The organism is Halomonas sp. DP5Y7-2 (genome assembly GCF_019802025.1).
In the GTDB taxonomy this organism is placed as follows: Bacteria; Pseudomonadota; Gammaproteobacteria; order Pseudomonadales; family Halomonadaceae; genus Halomonas; species Halomonas litopenaei_A.
Map to the genome: position 1 here is coordinate 423266 of NZ_JAHVHY010000004.1, position 16163 is coordinate 439428.

General features: G+C 62.9%; 16 protein-coding genes. 11 read left to right on the forward strand and 5 right to left on the reverse strand.

The annotated features are described in order from the left end of the window. Positions 1–25 precede the first annotated feature (25 nt). From ispF to lpxL, 9 genes are all read left to right on the forward strand, one after another. Positions 26–559 (forward strand): 2-C-methyl-D-erythritol 2,4-cyclodiphosphate synthase, encoded by a 534-nt coding sequence (gene ispF / locus KUW18_RS08660; RefSeq protein ID WP_277987379.1) that lies wholly within the window; start codon positions 26–28, stop codon positions 557–559. Continuing rightward, positions 556–1764: a tRNA pseudouridine(13) synthase TruD gene (gene truD / locus KUW18_RS08665; RefSeq protein ID WP_222561184.1), complete on the forward strand. Its 1209-nt coding sequence runs from the start codon at positions 556–558 to the stop codon at positions 1762–1764. Before ispF ends, truD begins: the two co-directional genes overlap by 4 nt. Continuing rightward, positions 1761–2507, forward strand: a complete 747-nt coding sequence (gene surE / locus KUW18_RS08670; RefSeq protein WP_222162779.1) for a 5'/3'-nucleotidase SurE — start codon at positions 1761–1763, stop codon at positions 2505–2507. Before truD ends, surE begins: the two co-directional genes overlap by 4 nt. Further along, positions 2494–3159, forward strand: a complete 666-nt coding sequence (locus tag KUW18_RS08675; RefSeq protein WP_206941207.1) for a protein-L-isoaspartate(D-aspartate) O-methyltransferase — start codon at positions 2494–2496, stop codon at positions 3157–3159. Before surE ends, KUW18_RS08675 begins: the two co-directional genes overlap by 14 nt. A 35-nt stretch (positions 3160–3194) precedes the next feature. Continuing rightward, positions 3195–4112 carry a DUF368 domain-containing protein gene (locus tag KUW18_RS08680; protein ID WP_222162909.1) on the forward strand — a complete coding sequence of 306 codons (918 nt, stop codon included), beginning with the start codon at positions 3195–3197 and terminating at the stop codon, positions 4110–4112. A gap of 28 nt (positions 4113–4140) precedes the next feature. Beyond that, entirely contained in the window at positions 4141–5277 is a 1137-nt protein-coding gene (locus KUW18_RS08685; RefSeq protein ID WP_222162780.1) for a peptidoglycan DD-metalloendopeptidase family protein, read from the forward strand. Positions 5278–5388: 111 nt separating this feature from the next. Then, positions 5389–6384, forward strand: coding sequence for an RNA polymerase sigma factor RpoS (gene rpoS, locus KUW18_RS08690; protein ID WP_206941780.1), 996 nt, complete (start codon positions 5389–5391; stop codon positions 6382–6384). A gap of 291 nt (positions 6385–6675) precedes the next feature. Beyond that, complete coding sequence (gene alr / locus KUW18_RS08695; protein WP_222561185.1) at positions 6676–7785, forward strand: alanine racemase; 1110 nt, start codon at positions 6676–6678, stop codon at positions 7783–7785. A gap of 45 nt (positions 7786–7830) precedes the next feature. Continuing rightward, positions 7831–8751: an LpxL/LpxP family Kdo(2)-lipid IV(A) lauroyl/palmitoleoyl acyltransferase gene (gene lpxL / locus KUW18_RS08700; protein WP_206941201.1), complete on the forward strand. Its 921-nt coding sequence runs from the start codon at positions 7831–7833 to the stop codon at positions 8749–8751. Between the two features lie 193 nt (positions 8752–8944). Here the strand turns inward: lpxL and KUW18_RS08705 are convergent, their stop codons facing one another. The 5 genes from KUW18_RS08705 to KUW18_RS08725 all read right to left on the reverse strand — a co-directional run bounded on the left by KUW18_RS08705 (position 8945) and on the right by KUW18_RS08725 (position 14741). Next, on the reverse strand, positions 8945–10297 hold the full coding sequence (locus tag KUW18_RS08705; RefSeq protein WP_222561186.1) for a DUF2254 domain-containing protein: 1353 nt from the start codon (positions 10295–10297) through the stop codon (positions 8945–8947). A 229-nt stretch (positions 10298–10526) separates the two neighbouring features. Continuing rightward, complete coding sequence (ettA, locus tag KUW18_RS08710) at positions 10527–12188, reverse strand: energy-dependent translational throttle protein EttA (protein WP_206941197.1); 1662 nt, start codon at positions 12186–12188, stop codon at positions 10527–10529. A 296-nt stretch (positions 12189–12484) separates the two neighbouring features. Beyond that, positions 12485–12685 carry a PA3496 family putative envelope integrity protein gene (locus KUW18_RS08715; protein ID WP_206941195.1) on the reverse strand — a complete coding sequence of 67 codons (201 nt, stop codon included), beginning with the start codon at positions 12683–12685 and terminating at the stop codon, positions 12485–12487. 146 nt (positions 12686–12831) lie between these two features. Next, entirely contained in the window at positions 12832–13266 is a 435-nt protein-coding gene (locus KUW18_RS08720; protein ID WP_206941193.1) for a PAS domain-containing protein, read from the reverse strand. A gap of 161 nt (positions 13267–13427) precedes the next feature. Continuing rightward, positions 13428–14741: an MFS transporter gene (locus KUW18_RS08725; protein ID WP_222561187.1), complete on the reverse strand. Its 1314-nt coding sequence runs from the start codon at positions 14739–14741 to the stop codon at positions 13428–13430. Between the two features lie 62 nt (positions 14742–14803). Between KUW18_RS08725 and KUW18_RS08730 the strand changes: the two genes are divergently transcribed. Further along, positions 14804–15073 carry a SelT/SelW/SelH family protein gene (locus KUW18_RS08730; protein WP_206941189.1) on the forward strand — a complete coding sequence of 90 codons (270 nt, stop codon included), beginning with the start codon at positions 14804–14806 and terminating at the stop codon, positions 15071–15073. A 178-nt stretch (positions 15074–15251) separates the two neighbouring features. After that, the gene (locus tag KUW18_RS08735) at positions 15252–16145 is read left to right on the forward strand and encodes a DMT family transporter (protein ID WP_222561188.1); all 894 of its coding nucleotides are present in this window, start codon (positions 15252–15254) and stop codon (positions 16143–16145) included. Positions 16146–16163: the final 18 nt, after the last annotated feature.

Sequence of the window (16163 nt, forward strand, 5' to 3'; positions counted from 1 at the left end):
AGACTCATCGACTATGCTACTGCCTTTGCGGATAGGCCACGGATTTGACGTACATCGCTTTGGCGACGGCGACCATCTGATGATCGGCGGCGTGCGCCTGCCGTTTGCTCACGGCTTCGTCGCTCACTCCGATGGGGACGTGCTGCTCCATGCCGTCAGTGATGCGCTGCTCGGAGCCTGTGCGCTGGGAGATATTGGCCACCTGTTTCCCGATACCGATCCGGCCTGGAAGGGTGCCGACAGTCGCGACCTGCTCCGGCGCGTGATGCAGGAAGTGACCGCTGCGGGGTATCAGGTGGCCAACCTGGATGCCACCTTGATGGCTCAGGCGCCCAAGATGGCGCCTCATCTCCTGGCCATGCGGGGGCACTTGGCGGAAGACCTGGGAATCGATCTCGCCGCCGTCAACGTCAAGGCCACCACGACAGAGCGCCTTGGCTTTACCGGCCGGGGCGAGGGCATCGCCGCCGAGGCGGTGGTGCTGCTGTCCGCAATCGAGGCGGTCGGTATCGACCAGCAGGGAGAACGGGAGCGGGCTCAGGGACAGGAGCGTCCATGACCGACGCCATTGTCTGGCCGCCAGAGTGGCCTCGTTATCTGGATGATCGCCTGGGTGCACCCCAGCCGGGTGAGTACCGGCAGACGCCGGACGACTTCCTGGTCGAGGAGGACCTGGGCTTTGCGCCGGAAGGGCAGGGGGAACATCTCTGGCTGTGGATCGCCAAGCGTGATGCCACCACCTCCCGGGTCGCCTCGTCCCTGGCCCATCTATGCGGCGTCACTCGCCGTGACGTGGGGTATGCCGGCATGAAGGACCGGGTGGCGGTGACGCGCCAGTGGTTCTCGGTGCACCTGCCCGGCAAGGAGGCTCCCGCCGACCTGGAAGCGCGCCTGGCCGCCGAGGGCTACCAGGTGGAAGCGCGCGCCCGTCACCCGCGCAAGCTCAAGCGTGGCGTGCATCGCGGCAACCGGTTTCGACTGAAGGTGACGGGGCCGGTGGTGCACGATACACAGCTGGCGGCGCGCTTTGACGCGGTCATCAAGGATGGCGTGCCTAACTACTTTGGCCCGCAGCGCTTTGGTCCAGAGGGACGTAACCTCAGCCGCGCCGTGGCGGTGCTGGCGCGAGGCTGGCGCAAGCGTGATGATCGCGATGGCATGCTGCTGTCCGCCGCGCGCAGCTACCTGTTCAACGCCCAGCTCGCCGAACGACTGCGCCGGGGAGAGTGGCGTCAGGTTCTCTCGGGTGACGTGATGATGCTGGAAGGCAGCCGCAGTCTGTTCGAGGTCGGCGCCAGCGAGGCGCTCGCAGCCACGTCAGCAGATAGCGTGCCAGCAGGCAGCCACGCAGCGAGCGCCGACTCAGGTAGTGGCGAGGGGCCGTCGGATGATGACCTGTCCCTGCGGCTCGCCCAGGGTGACATTCATCCTACTGCAGTGCTGTGGGGCCGCGGCGGAAGCCGCGCCCGGGCCGATGCCGGCGCGTGGGAGAAGGACGTGCTTGGCGCCGCCTCCGCACTGTGTCAGGGCCTGGAGAAGGCGGGCGTGCAGGCATCGCGCAGGGCCTTGCGGGTGATGCTTGGTGAGGCCAGCCTGGTGCGGGAAGGGGAGGCCGTGTGGTTGAGCTTTCGGCTACCCGCCGGTGCCTTTGCCACCGCCGTGTTGCGCGAGTTGATGACCCACCCGAGCCTGCAGTTTCGCACTGCGTCAGAGGCCACCGCAGGTGGGCGGAACATCGCTGACGAACAAGGAGATACCCCATGAGGCGACTGCTGCTATCGAACGATGACGGCGTCCATGCGCCTGGCCTTAAGGCGCTGCATGACGCGCTGGTGCCCTGCGCCAGGCTCAGGGTCGTGGCCCCTGACCGTGATCGCAGTGGAGCCAGCAACTCGCTGACGCTGTCGCGGCCGCTGTCGCTGACCCCGACCCATGATGGGTTCTACAGTGTCGATGGGACCCCCGCCGACTGCGTCTATCTTGGCGCCAATGGGGTGTGGGACGAGACGCCGGATCTGGTCATTTCCGGCATCAATCATGGCGGAAACCTTGGCGATGACGTGCTCTACTCGGGCACGGTGGCTGCCGCCATGGAAGGCAGAAACCTCGGCATGACGGCGATTGCCATGTCACTGGTCGGCGAGCACCACTTTGCCACTGCGGGAAGGGTCGCGGCGAGCCTGGTGGGAGGGCTCGAGCAACTGTCTCTGCCGCCGCGCAGCTTGCTTAATGTCAATGTGCCTGATCTCCCTTGGGAGGAGATCAAGGGCTTCCGGGTAACCCGCATGGGCTATCGTGGACCCGCCGAGCGTCCCATTGAGGCGCGAGACCCCCGCGGCCGCGTGCGCTACTGGATTGCTCCTGTCGGGGACAACGCAGACGATGCCGATGACACCGACTTTGCTGCCGTGGCGCAGGGCTACGTGTCCATTACCCCGCTGCAGACCGACCTGACGCGCCACGCCGCGCGCAACGATGTGCAGGATTGGCTTGATGCGCTCACCTGATCTCAAAGGCGTCGGCATGACCTCCCAGCGAACGCGGGACCGGATGGTCCAGCGGCTTCGCGATCAAGGGGTGTGTGCATCCCAGGTGCTGGAGGTGATGGCTAGCGAGCCGCGCCATCTTTTCCTTGATGAAGCGCTGTCGCACCGCGCCTACGAGGACACGGCGCTGCCCATCGGTCACGGTCAGACCCTGTCCCAGCCATGGATAGTCGGGCGCATGAGCGAGCTGGTGCTGCAGGAGTCTCCCCGGCGGGTGCTCGAGGTAGGTACCGGGTCGGGATACCAGACCTTGATCCTGGCGCGCCTTGTCGAGGAACTCTGGTCGGTGGAGAGGATCAATGCTCTGCATCGCGTGGCGGCATCTCGACTGCGCCTGCTGAAAGCCCACAACGCCAGGCTGCGGTTGGCCGACGGTGGGCATGGCTGGCCGGAAGCGGCCCCTTTTGATGTCATCCTGTTGACCGCCTGTGCCAGCGAATTGCCGGAGCCCTTGCTGTCACAGCTGGTCGATCAGGGGGTACTGATCGCTCCGTTGGAGGGGCAGGACGGACAGCAGTGGCTGACGCGGGTGCGCCGCCATGGAGAACGCTATGAATACGAACGGTTGGAGCCGGTGCGCTTCGTGCCCTTATTGGAAGGAGTGATTCGTTGAAACATTCGCTTGGCCTGTTCCTGCGAGGGGCGGGAATGGGGGCGGCAGATGCCGTACCGGGAGTCTCGGGGGGCACGATTGCCTTCGTCACCGGTATTTATGAAGAACTGATCCACACCATCAAGCGTTTCGGCCCGAGCGCTTTCGGTGCGCTGCGTAGCGGTGGCCTCAAGGGGCTGGTGGTTCATCTCAACCTGAGCTTCCTGCTTCCGCTGATGGCGGGCATCCTGGCCAGCCTGATCACGGTGGCCCACCTGGTGGTATGGCTGCTGGACGCGCACCCGCTGTTGCTTAATGGCTTCTTCTTTGGCTTGGTCGCGGCCTCCGCGCTGGTGGTGGGCAAGCACCCTGCCGACTGGCGCTGGTGGCACATCTTGCCGCTGGCGCTCGGGCTGGTGTTGGCCCAGGCTCTGCCGTCGCTGATGCCGCTGGTCAATGCCTTGGGCACGCCGGCGCTGGTGCTGATCGTGGGCGGTGCCATCGCCATCAGCGCCATGCTGTTACCCGGGGTTTCCGGCAGCTTCCTGCTGCTGAGCATGGGCCTCTACGATGTCGTGATGCAGGGGATACGCGGATTCGACATTCCGCTGCTGGGACTGTTCGCATTGGGCTGTCTGATTGGCCTGTTCACCTTTTCCCGGGTCCTGTCCTGGCTGCTGCAACGTCATCACACGGCCACGCTGCAACTGCTGGTAGGATTTATCGTGGGTTCACTGCCGATTCTGTGGCCGTGGCGCGAGCTGACCCGCTATCAGCTGGGATCCGATGGCCAGGTCATACCGCTGGACTACCGCTATCTGGCGCCCTGGGATTATTCTGCGGTTACCGGAGACTCCGCGCAGTTGGTGGGGGTGACCGCGCTGGCTATCTTCGGCATGCTGCTGGTGATCATCGTCGCCAGGGTCGGAGACACCTCAGCCACTCGCAAAGACACTATCGCCGGCCGCCACTAGCGGACTGCCGACAAGGAGACATCACACGATGCACAAGATTTTCGTCATCTCCAGCCTGGCTTTGGCCCTGGCAGGCTGTGCCAATCAGCAGGGCGCCAGTCAACCGGTTCAGGTCCAGGACCTGTCCTCGGCCAGAGCGGCCCAGGTGCCGGCTCAGTACACCGTGCAGTCCGGCGACACGCTCTACGGTATCGCCTGGCGGCATGACATGGATTTTCGTGAGCTGGCACGTCTCAATAACATCACACCGCCCTATCGGATCGACGTCGGCCAGACGCTGCGCCTGTCCGCCGATGGCTCCCAGGCAGGAGGCATGGCGGCCACCGGTGCTGTCGCCAGCGCCAACGAGGGCGCCGTGGCCACGCCATTGGGCCAATCCACTCCGGCCAGCCAGCCCTCCGGTGAAGATCTCGAATGGCTGTTGCCGGACGGCAGCACGGAAACGGTCAGCAATGGCGCTGAGCAGGTATCGTCAGCGGCCGTGCAGGGCGCTGCCGGTGTGGCGGGAGCCAGCGCTGGCAGCCCGGGTCCTGTTTATGACTATGACAGCCCCGGAGCCGAAGGCCTGAGCGACAGTGACCAGGCCGAGCGGGCCAGACGCGAGGCCGAGGAGTCGGTGGTGGCCGCCGCCGATGAAGAGGCGCGTGAGATGTCTGAAAATAGCGAATCTGCACAATCTGGCTCGGCCAGTGAAGCGGATTCCAGCACTGCTCAAGCCGCCTCCGAGGAAGCGTCCAGCAGCGGCTCCGGTAGCGCTTCAGCCAGCACCACGCGTACCTACACGCCAGTGGACGAGGTGCCCTGGCAGTGGCCTGCCGATGGCCAGGTAGTCAGCCAATTTGGCGAAAGTTCCAGCATCACCGCTGGCATTGATATCGGCGGTCAAAAGGGGCAACCTGTCAGAGCGGCGGGTCCAGGCAAGGTGGTCTACGCGGGCAGCGGTGTAAGGGGCTATGGAAAGCTCATCCTGCTCAAGCACAACGACGAATATCTCAGTGCTTACGCTCATAACGACAGCCTGAAGGTCAGCGAGAATGACGTCGTCGAGGCCGGTCAGGTGATCGCCACGATGGGAGACAGCGACGCCGAGGATGTTCGCCTGCACTTTGAAGTGCGCAAGGATGGCCAACCACAGGATCCGACGAAATATCTTCCTTCCCGTTGAGAAACTCCACGTTTCTCCCGGATGAGCGTCACACAATAATAATCTTTGGCGTTGATCGTGGAGGTTCACGACAACGCCGGGTCGCAACCACGGGGTAGTTATACGATGAGCATGCTTGAACGGGACCTTCAGGATGTGAACCTCGATACCGTAGACGAGGCCGATGATGACGCTGTCGAGGATGTGACAGACGAGGCCGATGACATCGAGGACGCCGATGACGATTCCGAGGCCTTCGAGAAGGCTCTGGGCCGTGAGGATCGCTACGCGCGCCAGAGTCTGGATGCCACCCAGATCTATCTGAACGAGATCGGGTTTTCCCCGCTGCTGACGCCCGAGGAAGAGGTCTATTTCGGGCGATTGGCGCGCAAGGGAGACCCCCAGGGACGGGCTCGCATGATCGAGTCCAACCTGCGCCTGGTCGTCAAGATCGCGCGCCGCTACCTCAACCGTGGGCTGACGCTGCTCGACCTGATCGAAGAGGGCAACCTCGGTCTGATTCGCGCTGTCGAGAAGTTTGACCCCGAGCGTGGCTTTCGTTTCTCGACCTATGCCACCTGGTGGATTCGCCAGACCATCGAGCGGGCACTGATGAACCAGACCCGCACGATTCGCTTGCCCATCCACGTGGTCAAGGAACTCAATATCTACCTGCGCGCGGCCCGTGAGCTGACCCAGAAGCTGGATCACGAGGCGACCGCCGAAGAGATCGCCGAGCATCTGGACAAGCCGGTGGATACGGTCAAGAAGATGATGGGGCTTAACGAGCGCGTATCCTCGGTCGACTACCCGATGGGCGGCGAGAGCGACAAGCCCTTGATCGAGACCCTGACCGATGACAACGATCAGGGGCCCGAGTCGACGCTGGTGGATGGCGACGTCAAGGCCCACGTCGATCATTGGCTGGCCGAGCTGACCGAGAAACAGTGCGAGGTCGTGGTACGTCGCTTTGGCCTGCGCGGGCACGAGGCGGCAACTCTGGAGCAGGTCGGTGAAGAGATTGGCCTGACCCGGGAGCGAGTGCGCCAGATTCAGGTCGAGGCACTCAAGAAGCTGCGTCGCATGCTCGACAAGCAGGGCCTGTCCCTGGACGCCATCTTCGAGTAAGCCGAGTCGCTTGACGCCGCCGGATGGACGGCGGTTGAGCGAAGAGATCGCTCAGTGAACGCCAGTGCGGCGTGGAAACATCAACCGACTTGCTCAAGCGCCGGGCGCTGCTCTGGATCACTCCAGATGCACTCCCGGCGTTTTTTATGGGATTTTTCTAAAGAGCTCTATTTGTTGAGAAAGAACAGCTAGGTACACAGGATTTAATGGCGTTTAATGCCATGAAATGGCTCCGAGTATCGAGCATAATGTGGTGGCGAACCATCCCTGAATCCTGTCATCGGAGCCCCCATGTCCCGCCCGCTCATCGCCCATATCGACCTGGACGCCTTGCGTCATAACTACCGTTTGGCGGCCGGGCTTGCTCCCGACAGCCTGAGTGTGGCGGTGCTCAAGGCGGATGCCTATGGTCACGGGGCGGTGACCTGTGCCAAGGCGCTGGCGGGCCTGGCGCCGATGTTCGCTGTGGCGGCGATCGAGGAGGCCATGGCACTGCGTGAGGCCGGTATTCGCGAGCCTATCGTGCTGCTCGAGGGAATCTTCAGCGCCGATGAGCTGGCGCTGGTGGAGTCGCTGGAGCTGGGTATGGCCATTCACAGTGACTGGCAGCTCGAAGCGGTGCTGGCCTGGCGGCCGGCCAGGCCGGTCATGACCTGGCTGAAGGTGGACTCCGGCATGCATCGGCTCGGCTTTTCTCCCGACCGCGCCGCCGCCGTGTGGAAGGCGCTCAAGGCGGCACCTGAAGTGGTGAGGGACCTGCATCTGATGAGCCACTTTGCCACCGCCGACAGTCGCGACGACCGCTACTTCGCGCAGCAGCGAGAGATCATCATGGCGCTCGCGGAACAGCTTGATGCTCCGCTGTGCGTGGCCAACTCTCCCAGCATTCTGGCCCACGTCGAGGCCCACGGGGCGATCAACCGGCCGGGGGTGATGCTGTATGGTTCCGATCCCCTCGAACAGGCCAATGACGCCAGCCAGCAGCTGTCTCCGGTCATGACGCTGCGCAGCGAGATCATCGCGGTGCGCGAACTTGGCGCAGGTGAACCGGTTGGCTACGGCGGCCGCTTTGTCACTTCTGCGCCGACTCGCATCGGTGTGGTGGCCTGCGGCTACGGTGATGGCTACGACCGACACGCGGTAGATGGCACCCCTGTGCTGGTCGATGGTCAACGCTGTCGTCTGGCGGGCAAGGTATCCATGGACATGATGACGGTGGACCTCACCGACATGCCTCAGGCCGATATCGGCAGCGAGGTGGTGCTGTGGGGGCGCAGCCAGACTGGTACTGTGCTCTCCGTGGATGAGGTCGCGACCTACTGCGATACCATCAGCTATACCTTGCTGACCGGGGTGCTGCCCAGGGTGCCCAGGCGTTACAATGGCGGCCATATCGACTGACGGCCTGCCTCCGTTGGTCGCCTGGACCGACCGACGAGGGATCGCATGTCAGAGGACACATCGACCAAGCCACGCTACTGGACCCAGCCCCGCTACTGGCCGACTTACCTGGCGATTGCCGGCATGCGTGTCAGTGCCTGGCTGCCTTGGCGGGTCAAGCTCGGGCTTGGGCGCCTGACGGGGCTTGCCGCCTGGCGCTTTGCCAAGCGCCGTCGCCAGATCACCGAGACCAATATTCGTCTGTGCTTTCCCGAGCTGGACGAGGCGGCCCAGGCCCGCCTGGTCAAGGACAGCTTCATGGCCAACGGTATCGGCATCTTCGAGACCGCGACGGGCTGGTGTCGCGATCCCGAGCACCTGCGCCACCGCGTGACGTTCAAGGGCCAGCAGCATATGGCTCGGGTCGAGGAGGCGGGGAAGGGCGCGCTGATCATCGGCATTCACTTTTCCACGCTGGATCTTGGCGGTGCCCTGCACTCGCTGTTTTTCCCCGCCGATGTGGTCTACCGTCCCCATGACAACCCGGTATTCGAACGCTTCATGACCCGGGCGCGCAACGGCATCTTTGGTACGGCCATCGACCGCCATGACTTGCGTGGCGTGGTGCGTCGGATCAAGACGGGACACCACGTCTGGTACAGCCCTGATCAGGATTTCGGCCGCGATGCCAGCGTGTTTGCTCCCTTCTTTGGCGTCGAGGCGGCGTCGATCAAGTTGACCGCCAAGATCGCCAAGATGACCGGGGCGCCGGTGATGCCGCTGATCTTCCATCGCAATCCCGACGACCGGACCTACAGTCTGGAATACCTGCCACCGCTGGATAACTTTCCCAGCGGAGATGAAGTTGCCGATGCGGCCCGGATCAATCAGGTGATCGAACAGGCGATTCGCCGTCACCCGGAGCAATATCTGTGGATGCATCGACGTTTCAAGACCAGGCCCAGGGGCGAGGCCAAGATCTACTGATTCGATAGGCTTTGTCCGAAAAGTCGACGAGCGAAGGTTAGACAAGGCAAAAATCGGTGAGAAAGCGCAGTTTACGAGGTGTAAATGAGCATTTTGATGCGATTTTTAACGCCGGATCACCAAGCGCAGGCACTTTTCGTAGAAGCCCTAGGCAGGCTAGCCAGGACAGTGCCCCTGGCCGGCAGCCCACGCCTCACGCAATCTCATGCAGTCGCACCGTCAACTGGTCCCGAACCGGGGCCATGTCGAGGCGGTGGGCCCCTTGATCCAGCCGCTCGAGAACGAACGTCAGGTCCATGCGGTGGGCGCTGTCATGAGCCAGCGCCTGGCCAACTCTTTGTGTCATCAGTTGCAGGGTCTCGAGATGATGAGGTTCTGCAAACAGCGATAGCGACTTCAATGACTTGAGCAGCCCCAGGAGAATGCTCTGGTCGTTTGCTCCGTAGTGCAGCAGGGGCACGAAGAGGCGATGCAGCAGGCTATCGAAGCGTTCCACCGGCCAGCAGACCCTGCGCCTGCCCTGGGCATCGACCAAGGTGTTGGCAGGTTGCCAGGACATGTAGCGGCATAGCAGATCCGTCATCCTATGCAGGCAGAGCCTGGCGGTCCCAGGGTCATTGATACCCGGTGACAGCGCCTTGATGGCGACCTCCATCATCTGGGTCATGCCGTGCACGAAGTGCTCATCAATGGATTCGCCGTCGAGGTAGGTCAGCGTGGCAAGCACCTCGCTGCACCACTCCTCGTTGGGCGCATCGTCGCATTCCAGAATCATGATCGGCGTGCCTTCCACCACGTAGTCGCCAAAGCGAAAATCGAGGTGCAGGGTGCCACCGATGCTCTCCGCCAGCGCTGCCAGGCGCTCGAGATTGGCGTTCTGCACGTAGCCGGTCATCTGGGCCCTGAGGGGATGCCACGCCCCCTGAGCGGGGGCGCTGGCGGGCAGATACCGCCAGGGGTCTGAGGCTTCGGTCTGACGCTTGCGCTCCATGCTGCGCTGGGTGGCGGCATGCAGGCCGGAGATCACCGCGTCGACCTGGATCGACTGCGAGGCGTTATGGATGAAGTAGACGAACAGTGCCAGGCAATGCAGGACCATGGCGCAGGCCAGGTACAGAGCCAGTGAGCGCCAGGCGGCCTCGCCTTCATCGACCTCCGGGACGATCAGCAGAATCAGGATGAACAGGATGGTGCCGAGATAGTGGCCAAGCACCCACTGATTGGCGCGCTCGGTCACCAGGCCGAAGACCAGCTTGTGGGAGAAATTTCCGCCGGCCTGGGAGAGCACGGACATGACCATCGAAAAACTGAACACCATCAGCGAGATCATGCCCCCCAGCAGCGCAGCCAGCAGCGACTGAGCACTTCCTGGCGCGGTCAGGCTCAAGCGCTGAATGACGTCGGGCAAGGAGGTATCGCTGATGGGCGGCATCAATGCCAGCAGGCCGAGTGCGCCATAGATCAAGGCAGATAGTGTCGGCAGATAGGCGATACTGGTGTAGAAGGCACGCAACAGGCGCACCGGATTCAGACTGACAGATGACATGGAAGCGTCCCGGCGGATCCTTGGTATCACCTCGGCGTCAGGACGAGGCAATGATGCATTTACCCTGACGTTTATGGCGCCGGAAGGGGGGAGCTGGCAAGCGCTATCTGTTTCAGGGGGAGTGAGCGCTCAAGGCAGGGGGTGTTGCAGAGGCAGTGAGCCGGTCACAAACAGCGACGCCACCGGAGCTACCGGTGGCGTCGAGGCGTCAGGTCAACAACCTGTCAGATCAAGCGTCGATGCGCTTGTACTTCATGCGGTGCGGGGTGTCGTCGCCGACACGCTTCTTGTGGTCCGCCTCGTACTCGGTGTAGTTGCCATCAAAGAATTCGACGTGCGAGTCGCCCTCGAAGGCCAGGATATGCGTCGCGATGCGGTCCAGGAACCAGCGATCGTGCGAGATCACCATGGCGCAGCCAGGGAAGGCCAGCAGGGCTTCTTCCAGGGCGCGTAGGGTCTCGATATCCAGGTCGTTGGACGGTTCGTCAAGCAGCAGCACGTTGGCGCCCTGCTTGAGTGTCTGCGCCAGCTGCAGACGGCCACGCTCACCGCCGGACAGGTCACGCAGGAACTTCTGCTGATCGTTGCCCTTGAAGTTGAAGCGACCGACGTAGGCGCGAGAAGACACCTCGTAACCGTTGATGTTGAGGATGTCCTGTCCGTCGGACACCGCCTCCCACACGGTCTGCTTGTCGTCGAGGGCATCACGCATCTGCTCGACGTAGGCGATATCGACGGTGTCACCCTTGACCACTTCGCCAGCGTCCGGTGACTCGCTGCCCTGAATCAGCTTGAACAGGGTGGACTTGCCGGCACCGTTGCCGCCGACGATACCGACGATGGCACCCTGGGGGATGGTGAAACTCAGGTCTTCGTAGAGCAGCTTGTCGTCGAAGCGCTTGGTCACATTGTGGAATTCGATGACCTTGTCGCCGAGGCGCGGGCCAGGCGGAATATAGATCTCGTTGGTCTCGTTGCGCTTCTGGAAATCGCCGGACTGCATTTCCTCGAAACGGTTAAGACGCGCCTTGCTCTTGGCCTGGCGGCCTTTGGCATTGGAGCGCACCCACTCGAGCTCGTGCTTGATCGCCTTCTGGCGAGAGGCCTCGGCCTTGGCTTCCTGTTCGAGGCGCTTTTCCTTGGCTTCCAGCCACTGGGAGTAGTTGCCTTCGAAGGGGATGCCCTGGCCACGATCCAGCTCCAGGATCCAGCCGGCCACGTTGTCGAGGAAGTAACGGTCGTGGGTGATGGCCACCACGGTGCCGGAATAGTCGTGGAGAAAGCGCTCCAGCCAGGCCACGGACTCGGCATCCAGGTGGTTGGTCGGCTCATCCAGCAGCAGCATGTCTGGGCTTGACAGCAGCAGGCGACACAGCGCTACGCGGCGGCGTTCACCTCCAGACAGGTGCCCGACGTTGGCCTCCCAGGGCGGAAGCCTGAGAGCGTCGGCGGCCACTTCCAGCTTGCGCTCGAGGTTGTGGGCGTCGGCGGCTTCGATCAGGTTTTCCAGCTTGGCCTGTTCGGCGGCCAGAGCGTCGAAGTCGGCATCCGGTTCAGCATAGGCAGCGTAGACGGCGTCCAGTTTAGTCTGGGCGTCCTTGATCTCGCCCAGTGCCTCTTCGACGGTCTCGCGCACGTTCTTGCTGTCGTCGAGCTCGGGTTCCTGCGGCAGATAGCCAACGTTGAGGCCGGGCATCGGACGAGCCTCGCCTTCGATCTCGGTATCCACGCCGGCCATGATGCGCAGCAGGGTGGATTTACCGGCACCGTTCAGGCCGAGCACGCCGATCTTTGCCCCCGGGAAGAAGGACAGAGAGATGTCCTTGAGGATCTGCTTCTTGGGGGGCACGACCTTGCCCACCCGGTTCATGGTGTAGACGTATTGCGCCATGGGAACTCGCTAAAGTTGGGAAGCGGTGCCATGCAGGGCTGTCGGCGTACCTGGACGTCGTCAGCGCTCATGTTGTCCGGCTTCCTCAGTTGGGTTCGCGGAAAAAATGCTGGCCACAGATGATAGAGCCGGAGCACAGCGAACGCCAGCCACCAACCAAGATTCACCGCCTGCCGACAGCGGAAGGGCTTATGCAAGCCCCACCGAGAGAGACGCAAGAGCAGTACGCGCAAGCCCGATCGGCATCCCTATGGCCTCGGTGGCTCGTTTGGCAACTTGCGCGTCAGAGACTTGCCCTATTCTTCCTCGTCGTAGTCCCAGTCATCGTCGATGGCCTGGCGCAATCGGCGTTCTTCCAGCAGGGCTTCGACTCGTCGCCTGGCGCGCAGGGTATCACTGCGGCTTGAGGATCGACTGCGTGAGTAGTCTTCGTCGTTGACCGCGTCCTGATCGGACAGGTCGAGATAGGCATCATCGAGAAGGGAATCGCGGCTCATGTGGAGTCTCCCATGGCCAGAGCGCCGGGGCGCGTAATATCACTCCATGCTTCCGGTACCCGGAAAGCGCCAACAGAATCCTTGGATTCTGTTGGCTATATAAGCGCGAATCGAGAAAAGTGCAAGAGGGGAAGAGCAATGGGCTGTCAGGCGCCGCTGGCGGCTGAACGTAGGCGTCCCAGCTCCTCGTGATCTGCAACGCGCTCCGAGACGTCCTTCTGGACCCCGATGAAGTAGACCAGTTCGTCGCTTTCATCGAAGACGGGGGTCAATGAGAGTTCGTTATAGAAGAGGGTGCCATCCTTCTTGTAGTTGCGCAGGACTTCCCGGCAGGGGCGCAGCTCGCGCAGCGCCTCGCGGACCGCATCGAGGCCAGGCTGGTCGGTATCGTCATTCTGCAGGAAGCGGCAGTCGCGGTAGAGAATCTCGTCTGCGCTGTAGCCGGTAAGACGCTCAAAGCCCTGATTGACGTAGATCAGGATGTGTTCGTCGCCTTCCTTTTCGGCCACCACGATCCCGTCCTCAGAGGCATTGATGATGCGTTCAAGCAGTTCCGGGTCGATCATGCTGGGTCGTTTCATGGGACGTCCTGTTAAAGGCTGCACGGGGGCTTCACCCGGAAGGCCGAGGGAAGTGGTGTCACTTTCAGCATAGTTGGGTCCCTAGCATGGGGATGCATGTCATTTAAATCAATGTCTGTCGAAGACATCTTGTGGGTCACCCAGAGCAAAGCAACCCCTCGTCACTCCTCGACTTCAGGGAGCCTGCGTGCGCTTAACGCCGCAAGGCCTGCCGTGGCTGCCAGTACCAGCATCAATGGCCCCGTGCCGAGCCACTGGGCCAGGCCGCCGATGAACGCACCGACGGCCAGCATCAGAACACCGGTGATGGTGTTGGAGAGTGCCACGTACAGTGCCCGGTCATCGGCGCCAGCCATGTCTACCACGTAGGTCTTGCGGCCGAGCCGAATACCGGAGTGGACGATGACCAGCAGTCCGTAGACCAGGGCATAGGGCCAGGTACTGGCGGCAACGGCCGCCGGCGCCCAGGCCAGCCCCGCGCCCAGCAGACAGCAGAGTGTGGTGCCGATGGCGCCATCGCGCATGACGGTTCTGCTGGAAGCGTCGGATCGCTTGCCCCAGATGGGGCTCGCGACCATGCCGGCGACACCGGATACCAGGATCAGCAGGCCCAGGCCACCCAGCTCGGCGCTGCCATTGTTCTGGGCCATGAGCGCGACATAGGGCAGTGCCAGGGCGCTGGACAGCAGCAATGCCCGAGTCAGGTTGAAGTGCCGGAAGGCGACGTCGTCACGCATCAGCGCTAACCCGGTCTTGATCGAGTGCCAGACGCTGTCGCCGCCGTCGGTGGCCCCCTCGGCTTCCTCGATGGCCGCCGCGCACAAGGCGTTGAGCGTCCAGCCAAGTGCAGCGACGCTGAGCAGAATGGCCAGGGCCAGCTGACCTGGCCGGTCATCGAACAGGACCAGCACCGCACCCGCTGCCAGTGTCACTGCGCCCGCTACGCTGCCGCTCCAGCCCATCAACGTGCCGCGCCGCTGCTTGGAAATGGTCTTGCCCAGCACATCCTTGGTAGCGATGGAGGAGAGCCCCCTGGCCAGCGACAGCACGATCAGGGTCAGCAGCACCAGACTGCCGCCCAGGCTGCCGGACCCCCACAGTGCCAGTCCCGCGAGGACGGCGGCGGCGATCGCCTGCAGCAAGCCCCCGACCACCCACACCCATTTGCGCTGGGGCTTGAGGCGAATGAAGCCAGCCACAAACAGTTGGGGCAGCAGGGCGCCCGCTTCGCGGATGGGCACCAGCAGGCCGACCATCCAGGTCGGCGCGCCAATCGCGCCCAGCAGCCAGGGCAGTACCAGACGTGCGCTGGACAGCTCGTCGGCCAGCTTGTTGCCGAGAGCGGCGAACAGGTGCAGGAAGAAGTTGCGGGGCTGTTCGTTGCAGGCGCTGTCGGGGATGTCCTTGCACAGCCGGCTGTCCTCGTCGCCGGTCAGCCATTCGTAGAGTCGGGTCTGGGTCTCGCCTATGGCCATGTGAGGGTTCCTGGCTGATAAGATGCTAAAGGTATCCACGTGCTTGAACAGGGAGACTGAACTTGGCACGAATCCGAATTATCTACTGTACGCAATGTCAGTGGCTTTTGCGTAGCGGCTGGTACGCTCAGGAGTTGTTGTCCACCTTTGGCGAGGAGTTGGCAGAAGTCACCCTGGTGCCGTCTCATGGGGGGCAGTTCGAGATCCATGTTGATGACGAGGTAATCTGGGAGCGCAAGCAAGATGGCGGCTTCCCGGATATCAAGTCGCTGAAACAGCGTGTTCGGGATGCCATCGCCCCAGGGCGCGACCTGGGACATATCGACCGCTAGCAGGGGGGGCGCGGGTGCGCCCCCGCCTAATCACCGAAGGCCATGGGAAACCGGCCTGCTGCTGTGAATGCTGTGCGATCAGCGTGGTCTCGCGTGTGGTCTCGCGTGTGATCTTGCGTGTGATCTTGCGTAGCCCCGCTGTCGCTGCCACTGCTGCGCCATGATGCAAGGAACTGCAATGACTTCTGATCGACAGGCGATGGCCTTTGGGCTGGGCGCCGTAGCGCTGTGGTCCACCGTGGCCACTGCCTTCAAGCTGGCCCTGACGCACATGAGCCCGCTGGAATTGATGTGGCTGGCGGCGCTGGTGTCCTGGGCGCTGATGGGGGGGCTGGTGATCTATCGCGGTCAGCTTCGCCACGCGCTGAAGAGGGGCTGGAAGACGGCGTTTTGGGCAGGACTGATGAACCCGGTGGCCTATTACCTGGTGCTGTTCGCCGCCTATGACCGACTGCCCGGCCAGGAAGCCATGGCGCTCAACTACACCTGGGCGCTGGCCATGGCGCTGCTGGCGGTGCCGATCCTCAAGCAGCGCCTGACCCGCATGGACATGGTAGCCGGACTCGTGGCCTACGCCGGCGTGTGGGTGATTGCCACCCGCGGCCAGGTCTTCAATGTGGATTTTGCCGACCCCCTGGGGGTCGCGCTGGCGCTGGCCTCAACCCTGATCTGGGCCCTTTACTGGCTGCTCAATGCTCGCGATCAGCGTCCTCCGCTGGTGGCGCAATGGCAGAACTTCAGTGTTGGGGTGCCGGTGCTGACCGTGCTGCTGGTGCTGGGGCCAGGGATGCAATGGCATGGCACGGTGTCCTTCGCCGCCGGCATCTACGTGGGCCTGTTCGAGATGGGGATTGCCTTCGTCCTGTGGCAGGCGGCCATACAGCGGGTCTCGCGCACGGCCAAGGTGTCCAACTTGATCTTTCTATCGCCGCCGGTATCGCTGATGCTGCTGTACCTGGTGGTCGGAGAGCCTATCCAGGCGTCGACCCTGTTGGGGCTGGTGCTGATTCTGGGAGGGCTCGGCCTGCAGCAGTGGCAGAAGGCGCCAGCGGTCGCCACTGCCAATGAGTGAGGCAAGACAGCGAATGAG